Genomic DNA, 8,566 nt, shown 5'->3' with positions numbered 1-8,566 from the left:
CTTCGTGGAGTCCTGTTGACTAGCAACTCTCCAAATATCGCTCATACTCTTTGTGGCAACACTGTCGTCAATAACTGTTTGATATAAAACTTTAATCAAGGAGTTCATATGGCTGGTTGGTTTGAATTAAGCAAGAGTAGCGATGATCAGTACCGCTTTGTTCTTAAGGCTGGAAACGGGGAAACGATCCTTACCAGTGAGCTTTACACGACAAAAGGCGCGGCAGAAAAAGGGATCGTATCTGTCCAGGCTAACAGCCCTCTGGCCGAGCGTTACGAGAAAAAAACGGCAGCTAATGGCAAATTGCATTTCAATCTGAAAGCAGCAAACCACCAGATTATTGGTAGCAGTCAACTGTATGCGAATGAACAGTCGCGCGAGACCGGTATTGCTTCAGTTAAGACCAATGGTGTAACTCAGACGATAAAAGATAAAACCTGATAATGACTCGCTCAGCCGGGTAACGCCACGCTGTCGCCCGGCGTTTTTCTTTACCTGTCTTCCCCACAGCGCTACAATGCCCGCCCTTAATATGGGGGCACTCCCCTAACCGCCTCATTGAGTGAGGCGAGTCTGACCTGTCATCAGAACGAGAAAATTATGTTTAAACCGGAACTCCTTTCCCCGGCGGGAACGCTGAAAAACATGCGTTACGCTTTCGCCTATGGCGCAGACGCTGTATATGCGGGCCAACCGCGTTACTCACTGCGCGTACGCAACAACGAATTCAATCACGAAAACCTGCAGCTAGGCATTAATGAAGCCCATGAACTGGGTAAAAAATTCTATGTGGTGGTTAATATTGCCCCGCATAACGCCAAGCTGAAGACCTTCATTCGTGACCTGAAACCGGTGGTGGAAATGGGGCCGGATGCACTGATCATGTCCGACCCCGGTCTGATTATGCTGGTGCGCGAAAACTTCCCTGACATGGACATTCACCTTTCAGTACAGGCTAACGCCGTAAACTGGGCAACGGTGAAATTCTGGAAGCAGATGGGATTGACCCGTGTGATCCTGTCCCGCGAACTGTCGTTGGAAGAAATTGAAGAGATCCGCACCCAGGTGCCGGATATGGAAATTGAGATCTTTGTTCACGGCGCGCTGTGCATGGCTTACTCCGGCCGCTGCCTGCTCTCTGGCTACATCAACAAGCGTGACCCAAATCAGGGTACCTGTACCAATGCCTGCCGCTGGGAATACAACGTGCAGGAAGGCAAAGAAGACGTGGTGGGCAATATCGTGCATAAGTACGAGCCTATCCCGGTACAAAATGTTGAGCCGACGCTGGGTATTGGCGCGCCGACTGACAAAGTCTTTATGATCGAAGAAGCCCAGCGTCCGGGTGAGTACATGACCGCGTTTGAAGACGAACACGGCACTTACATCATGAACTCGAAGGATTTGCGTGCCATTGCCCACGTTGAGCGCCTGACTCAGATGGGCGTGCATTCGCTGAAAATTGAAGGCCGTACTAAATCATACTATTACTGTGCACGTACCGCGCAGGTTTATCGCAAGGCCATTGATGATGCCGCTGCCGGGAAACCGTTCGACCCGCAACTGCTGGAAACGCTGGAAGGTCTGGCGCATCGCGGTTACACCGAGGGGTTCCTGCGCCGCCATACACATGACGACTATCAGAACTACGAATACGGCTTCTCTGTTTCCGAGCGTCAGCAGTTTGTCGGCGAATTCACTGGCGAACGTAAAGGTGAACTGGCGGCTGTGCTGGTGAAAAATAAATTCACCGTCGGCGACAGCCTGGAGCTGATGACCCCACAGGGCAACATCAACTTTACCCTCGAACAGATGGAAAACGCGAAAGGCGAAGCGATGCCGGTTGCGCCGGGCGATGGTTACACCGTGTGGATGCCTGTACCGGAGGATATCGATCTGAATTATGCATTGTTGATGCGTAATTTTACCGGTGAGTCCACGCGCAACCCACATGCTAAGTAGTTAATTACGGTTATTTTTCAGCGTTCGGAAGATTCTTAGAAATCGATCACATACCGCTTCGTTCATTAAGGGTATTATCCCATCCGCTGAAAAACATAACCCATAAATGCTAGCTGTACCAGGAACCACCTCCTTAGCCTGCGTAATCTCCCTTACGCAGGCTTATTTTTTGCCTGCCGTTTACCCCCCCTATTCAAATCACGACATTCAGGCGAAAAAAAACCGGGCATTACGCCCGGTTCATTAGGTGATTAGATATTAATGTGCTGCTTCTGGCTTGTGCTTTTGCGCACTCTGGAAACCATAAGTCAGCTCGTTTTTCTCTTTATCCAGCGCAACGGTCACCTGACCGCCATCCACAAGCGAGCCGAACAGCAGTTCGTTAGCCAATGGTTTTTTCAGGTTATCCTGGACAACGCGCGTCATCGGGCGTGCGCCCATTGCGCGGTCATAGCCCTTCTCAGCCAGCCAGTCACGGGCTTCCTGACTCACTTCCAGAGAGACACCTTTTTGATCCAACTGAACCTGAAGTTCGACGATAAACTTATCAACAACCTGATGAATCACCTCAGTAGAGAGATGATCGAACCAGATAATGTTGTCTAGACGGTTACGGAATTCCGGCGTAAACACTTTTTTGATTTCGCCCATCGCATCAGTACTGTTGTCCTGATGAATCAGCCCAATCGATTTACGCTCGGTTTCACGCACGCCGGCGTTAGTGGTCATGACCAGCACCACGTTGCGGAAATCCGCTTTACGCCCGTTATTGTCGGTCAGCGTACCGTTATCCATCACCTGCAGCAGCAGGTTAAAGACGTCCGGATGCGCTTTTTCGATTTCATCCAGCAGCAGTACCGCATGCGGATGCTTAATGACAGCATCCGTCAGCAAACCGCCCTGGTCGAAACCGACATATCCCGGAGGCGCACCAATCAGGCGGCTGACGGTGTGACGTTCCATATACTCGGACATATCAAACCGCAGCAGCTCAATACCCAGCGCTTTGGACAACTGCACCGTGACTTCGGTCTTACCTACACCAGTCGGTCCGGCAAACAGGAACGAACCGACAGGTTTATGCTCGTGTCCCAGACCAGCACGGCTCATTTTGATCGCTTCAGTCAGCGCCTCAATGGCTTTATCCTGTCCGAATACCAGCATTTTCAGACGGTTGCCCAGGTTTTTCAGCGTATCGCGATCGCTCTGCGAAACGCTCTTCTCCGGGATCCGCGCAATGCGGGCCACGACGGACTCGATATCCGCCACGTTGACGGTTTTCTTGCGCTTGCTGACCGGCATCAGACGCGCCCGCGCGCCCGCCTCATCGATCACGTCAATCGCTTTGTCCGGCAGGTGACGGTCGTTAATGTATTTCACCGCCAGTTCGACCGCTGCACGCACCGCTTTGGCGGTGTAGCGAACGTCATGGTGCGCTTCGTATTTCGGCTTCAGGCCGTTGATGATCTGCACGGTCTCTTCAACCGACGGCTCAGTGATATCGATTTTCTGGAAACGGCGTGCTAGCGCGCGGTCCTTTTCAAAGATATTGCTGAATTCCTGATAGGTTGTGGAGCCTATTACACGGATTTTACCGCTGGAGAGCAACGGTTTGATCAGGTTAGCCGCATCCACCTGGCCGCCCGATGCCGCACCCGCGCCGATAATGGTGTGGATCTCATCGATAAACAGAATGCTGTTAGTATCCTGTTCCAGTTGTTTCAGCAGCGCCTTAAAGCGTTTTTCAAAATCGCCACGGTATTTGGTACCCGCCAGCAGCGAGCCGATATCCAGAGAGTAAAGGGTACAATCAGCCATCACTTCCGGCACGTCGCCCTGGACGATACGCCAGGCGAGGCCTTCCGCAATAGCGGTTTTACCGACGCCAGACTCACCCACCAGCAGCGGGTTGTTTTTTCGACGACGGCACAGTACCTGAATGGCGCGTTCCAGCTCTTTGTCCCGGCCAATGAGCGGATCAATTCCGCCCACACGGGCAAGCTGGTTAAGGTTAGTCGTGAAGTTCTCCATACGGTCCTCCCCGCCAGCTTGCTCTTCGTTATTCGGCTGATTACCAGAGTCAGAGGACTGACTTGGTTCGTCTTTGCGCGTGCCATGAGAAATAAAATTCACCACATCAAGGCGACTCACTTCATGCTTACGCAGCAGATAAGCCGCCTGAGATTCCTGCTCGCTGAAGATGGCGACCAGCACATTAGCACCGGTAACTTCATTGCGCCCGGAGGACTGAACATGAAAGACCGCGCGTTGCAACACACGCTGAAAACTCAACGTGGGCTGCGTGTCGCGCTCTTCTTCACTGGCAGGCAATACGGGTGTGGTTTGTTCAATGAAGGCTTCGAGTTCCTGACGCAGCGCCACCAGATCCACAGAACACGCTTCCAGCGCTTCGCGGGCCGATGGGTTACTGAGCAATGCCAGTAGCAAGTGCTCGACGGTCATAAACTCATGTCGGTGCTCGCGCGCTCTGGCGAAAGCCATGTTTAAACTGAGCTCCAGTTCTTGATTGAGCATAGGCACCTCCCCCAATATTTATGCCTGCATTTAGGCTTTTTCTAGCGTACACAGCAACGGATGCTCGTTCTCCCTCGCATACTTGTTCACCATCGCAACTTTGGTTTCAGCCACTTCGGCAGTGAATACGCCGCAAATCGCTTTACCTTGATAGTGAACGGCAAGCATCAGTTGCGTTGCACGTTCTACATCATAAGAAAAGAATTTTTGTAACACGTCAATAACAAACTCCATCGGAGTGTAATCATCATTGACTAATATCACTTTATACATAGATGGCGGTTTTAGCGCGTCGCGCAATTTATCTTCCGCCAGCAGATCGAAATCCAGCCAGTCGTTAGTCTTACCCATTGTCAGTCGTCATCTTCAGTTACGGTTTCCGGCAGAAAATCTTGCCGCTGACAAGCAGCCTATGCGCACAATCAATCTACCTCAAGTATTAGATAACTATCATCTATTAGTGCCATCCGCGACATCTGTCACATAACCGACAATAGCGTTAACTGCTTCAAATTTTGATGCATTTTTACCCTATTCCGTCAGTCTGGCGCTTGACGCCTCGCCTGATTTCTCTAAATTGTAGTTTCGAGAGTTGGCGAGGTTTTGAACAGCCCCCACTCCGCCACCGGTTCATTCCATCTTACTTATATAAGATTTACGAAGGATGTCGAAGCATGGAAACGGGTACTGTTAAGTGGTTCAACAACGCCAAAGGGTTTGGTTTCATCTGCCCCGAAGGCGGCGGCGAAGATATTTTCGCCCATTACTCCACCATTCAGATGGATGGTTACAGAACGCTAAAAGCCGGGCAGTCTGTCCAGTTTGATGTCCACCAGGGGCCAAAAGGCAATCATGCCAGCGTCATCGTGCCTGTCATTGAAGCAGAAGCTGTCGCATAGCTCTTCTGTTTCATTGTGTACATCCCGCAGTCAAAATGCCAGCCTTTGCGGCTGGCATTTTTATCTCGATAGTATTATTCCCGCGCCAGAGCATCTACCGGATCCAGCCGCGCCGCATTTCGCGCCGGTAGCCAGCCAAACAAAATCCCGGTCGCAGTCGAACACAGAAACGCCGTCAATAAGGCTACGGGTGAGAAACCTATTTCCCAGCCAGGCAGGAATAGCTGAAGCGTAAAGGCGATCAGCATCGACAAGCTAATGCCCAACGCGCCGCCAACCAGACACACCAGCACCGCTTCAATTAAGAACTGCTGCAGTACGTCACTGGCGCGGGCGCCAACCGCCATACGAATGCCAATCTCGCGCGTTCGTTCGGTTACCGAAACCAGCATAATATTCATCACACCAATCCCACCGACCACCAGCGAAATCACGGCCACCAGCGTCAGGAAGAGTTGTAATGTACGTGTGGTCTTTTCGGCGGTTTTCAAGACACCGTCCATATTCCAGGTGAAGAAATCCTTCTTACCGTGGCGTAACGTCAGTAGTCGGGTGAGCTGCTGCTCGGCCTGGGCACTATCAAAACCGTCTTTCACCCGCACGGTGATCGAGTTCAGCCACGACTGCCCCATAATTCGCCCGGACATGGTGCTGTAAGGCAGCCAGACCCGCAGGATCTTGCTACTGCCAAACATCGACTGCTTCTCTTCTGCAACACCAATCACCGTGGCAGGCATATTCCCCACCAGCACGACTTCGCCGACAACTTTCGCTTTGTTGGGGAACAATTGACGACGGGTATTGCTGTCGAGCACCACCACCTGAGCGCGCCCGGCCAGTTGTTCAGCGTTAAAAGTGGTCCCTTCGCTAAACGTCATGCCATAGACGTTGAAATAGTCGCCGCTAACGCCATTAGCACTGGCGGCCACGTCGATATTGCCATAGCGTAGCCGCAGGTTTTTCGACACCGCAGGCGTCACCGAACTGACCCAGGGCTGCTTCTGTAATGCCGTTAAATCGTCATACTTCAGCGCCTGTTGATATTGTGGGTCGTCGTCGCCGAAATCTTTGCCAGGATAGATATCGATGGTATTGGTGCCGATAGCGCGAATATCTGCCAGCACCAGCTGTTTAGCCGCATCGCCTACCACCACAATCGACACCACTGAAGCAATACCGATGATGATCCCAAGCATGGTCAGTAGCGTTCGCATTTTATTCGCAGCCATTGCCAGCCAGGCCATAGTGAGCGCTTCGCGAAAACCGCTGACAAACTGCCCCCAGCCGGACGCCGTTTTCACCGTCGGCTCCGCGATATCGCGCCCGGTAGAGGGTTTGTGCGACGGCGGATTGCGCACAATCTCGCCGTCCCGAATTTCAATGACGCGTTCGGCCTGTGCGGCGACCTGGCTGTCGTGAGTGACGATAATCACCGTATGCCCACGATCGCGCAGCTGATGCAAAATCGCCATCACCTCTTCGCCTGAATGGCTGTCCAGCGCGCCGGTGGGTTCGTCGGCGAGGATAACCTGTCCCCCGTTCATCAGCGCACGCGCAATACTAACCCGCTGCTGCTGACCACCGGAAAGCTGGGAAGGCTGATAGTCGACTCTGTCGCCCAGACCCAGTCGCTGCAGGAGTTCTTGGGCACGGGCCAGGCGCTGCTTACGTTCGGTGCCAGCGTAGACCGCAGGCACCTCAACGTTTTGCGCGGCGGTTAAATGCGACAACAAATGATAACGCTGGAAGATAAAACCGAAATGTTCGCGACGCAGCTGGGCTAACGCATCGCTATCCAGCGTGGAGACATCGCGCCCGGCAACCCGATACGTACCGCTGGTGGGTTTGTCCAGACAGCCGAGAATATTCATCAGCGTCGATTTACCCGAGCCAGACGCCCCGACAATCGCTACCATTTCCCCGGCCTGAATGCTCAAGGATACGTCCTTCAATACCTCGACCTGACCTTCGCCTGACGGATAGCTGCGGCGAATATTGCTCAGTTCAAGCAATGCCGTCATTTTGGCGCTCCAGCGTTGCCCTCACCGGTGATGACTTCATCCCCCTCTTCCAGCCCTTTAACGATCTCCACATCGGTGTCATTACGCGCGCCGATAACCACTTCGCGTTCACGGGTTTCGCCGTTACGCAGCAGCCTGACGTTATAACGATTGTTGCCAATAGGATCGCCCAGCGCCGACAGCGGGATCGTCAGGACATTTTTCACATCCGTGAGCTGGATATGGACCTGCGCGGTCATATCCAGACGCAGGATCCCTTTCGGGTTGGGAACTTCGAAGCGAGCATAGTAGAAAATTGCATCATTCACTTTCTCTGGCGTCGGAAGAACATCTTTGAGCTTACCTTCGTAGCGCGTCTGAGGATCGCCCAGTACGGTAAACCAGGCCTTTTGCCCGGGATGCAGGTGAATCACATCCGCCTCGGAAACCTGCGCTTTCACCAGCATGGTGCTCATATCTGCCAATGTCAGAATGTTAGGCGCCTGCTGGGCAGCAATAACGGTTTGCCCCTGAAGGGTAGTAATTTGCGTGACTTCGCCTGCCATTGGCGCAACGATGCGGGTGTAATCAAGGTTGGTTTTTGCCGTATCGAGAGAGGCTTGATTACGCTTAATTTGCGCATCAATTGTGCCGATTTGCGCCTGTTTGACCGCCATCTGAGTAGCCGCCGTGTCGAGATCCTGCTGCGAGACAGCCTGGGTTTTCGCCAGCTGTTGCTGACGGGAAAGCGTTACCCGCGCCAGTTTCCACTCGGCTTCAGCCTGTAAACGCTGAGCGCGTAATTCCATCAGCGTCGCTTCAACCTCTTTAATCTGGTTTTGCGCCTGTTCAGGATCGATAACGCCAAGCAGTTGATCTTTTTTTACTTTGTCGCCAATCGCGACCGACAGCGTTTTTAACTGCCCGCTTACCTGCGCCCCGACGTCAACTTTCCGCAACGCATCCAGTTTGCCGGTTGCCAGTACGCTTTGCTGCAGATCGCCCGGACGCACAATTAACGTTTGATACTGAGGTAAAGGCGCATTAAGCGTTCGCCAAAGTGCAATTATCGCCACAATAATGATGATGGCGAAGAGAAAATAGCGCTTTTTGATTTTTCCCTTGAGCTTCATAAATGTCCCAATTTCCCCCAATACGTCCACCAGAGTG

At 52.5% G+C, this 8,566-nt stretch carries 7 protein-coding genes; 3 read left to right on the top strand and 4 right to left on the bottom strand.

Annotated features, from left to right (window positions below; translation table 11 throughout):
* Window positions 1–108: 108 nt before the first annotated feature.
* Together HV311_RS08645 and trhP are read left to right on the top strand one after the other, a co-directional pair.
* Window positions 109–441, top strand: a complete 333-nt coding sequence (locus HV311_RS08645) for a YegP family protein (RefSeq protein WP_181635348.1) — start codon at window positions 109–111, stop codon at window positions 439–441.
* Window positions 442–600: 159 nt separating this feature from the next.
* Window positions 601–1,962, top strand: coding sequence for a prephenate-dependent tRNA uridine(34) hydroxylase TrhP (gene trhP, locus HV311_RS08640; RefSeq protein ID WP_046275427.1), 1,362 nt, complete (start codon window positions 601–603; stop codon window positions 1,960–1,962).
* A gap of 258 nt (window positions 1,963–2,220) precedes the next feature.
* Here trhP and clpA read toward each other — a convergent pair whose 3' ends face one another.
* Both clpA and clpS read right to left on the bottom strand, forming a co-directional pair.
* Window positions 2,221–4,497 carry an ATP-dependent Clp protease ATP-binding subunit ClpA gene (gene clpA / locus HV311_RS08635; protein WP_016153651.1) on the bottom strand — a complete coding sequence of 759 codons (2,277 nt, stop codon included), beginning with the start codon at window positions 4,495–4,497 and terminating at the stop codon, window positions 2,221–2,223.
* Window positions 4,498–4,527: 30 nt separating this feature from the next.
* Window positions 4,528–4,848 (bottom strand): ATP-dependent Clp protease adapter ClpS, encoded by a 321-nt coding sequence (gene clpS / locus HV311_RS08630; protein ID WP_003036810.1) that lies wholly within the window; start codon window positions 4,846–4,848, stop codon window positions 4,528–4,530.
* A 323-nt stretch (window positions 4,849–5,171) separates the two neighbouring features.
* Here clpS and cspD point away from each other — a divergent pair, with 323 nt between their 5' ends.
* Entirely contained in the window at window positions 5,172–5,396 is a 225-nt protein-coding gene (gene cspD, locus HV311_RS08625; RefSeq protein ID WP_003036813.1) for a cold shock-like protein CspD, read from the top strand.
* Window positions 5,397–5,470: 74 nt separating this feature from the next.
* On the opposite strand, the gene macB is transcribed toward cspD, so the two are convergent.
* Window positions 5,471–7,417, bottom strand: a complete 1,947-nt coding sequence (gene macB, locus HV311_RS08620; RefSeq protein ID WP_016153652.1) for a macrolide ABC transporter ATP-binding protein/permease MacB — start codon at window positions 7,415–7,417, stop codon at window positions 5,471–5,473.
* Window positions 7,414–8,529 carry a macrolide transporter subunit MacA gene (gene macA, locus HV311_RS08615; RefSeq protein WP_016156938.1) on the bottom strand — a complete coding sequence of 372 codons (1,116 nt, stop codon included), beginning with the start codon at window positions 8,527–8,529 and terminating at the stop codon, window positions 7,414–7,416. Before macA ends, macB begins: the two co-directional genes overlap by 4 nt.
* Window positions 8,530–8,566: the final 37 nt, after the last annotated feature.

Source organism: Citrobacter sp. RHBSTW-00881 (assembly GCF_013728515.1).
Lineage (GTDB): Bacteria > Pseudomonadota > Gammaproteobacteria > Enterobacterales > Enterobacteriaceae > Citrobacter > Citrobacter braakii.
The sequence above is the reverse complement of the archived record's forward strand: the minus strand, read 5'-3'. Positions and strand labels throughout refer to the sequence as shown.

What these genes read in the sequence shown, in the direction of transcription:
- macA (WP_016156938.1), bottom strand. Translation starts at nt 8,529, where the DNA reads ATGAAGCTCAAGGGAAAAATCAAAAAGCGCTATTTTCTCTTCGCCATC.
- clpS (WP_003036810.1), bottom strand. Translation starts at nt 4,848, where the DNA reads ATGGGTAAGACTAACGACTGGCTGGATTTCGATCTGCTGGCGGAAGAT.
- HV311_RS08645 (WP_181635348.1), top strand. Translation starts at nt 109, where the DNA reads ATGGCTGGTTGGTTTGAATTAAGCAAGAGTAGCGATGATCAGTACCGC.
- cspD (WP_003036813.1), top strand. Translation starts at nt 5,172, where the DNA reads ATGGAAACGGGTACTGTTAAGTGGTTCAACAACGCCAAAGGGTTTGGT.
- clpA (WP_016153651.1), bottom strand. Translation starts at nt 4,497, where the DNA reads ATGCTCAATCAAGAACTGGAGCTCAGTTTAAACATGGCTTTCGCCAGA.
- macB (WP_016153652.1), bottom strand. Translation starts at nt 7,417, where the DNA reads ATGACGGCATTGCTTGAACTGAGCAATATTCGCCGCAGCTATCCGTCA.
- trhP (WP_046275427.1), top strand. Translation starts at nt 601, where the DNA reads ATGTTTAAACCGGAACTCCTTTCCCCGGCGGGAACGCTGAAAAACATG.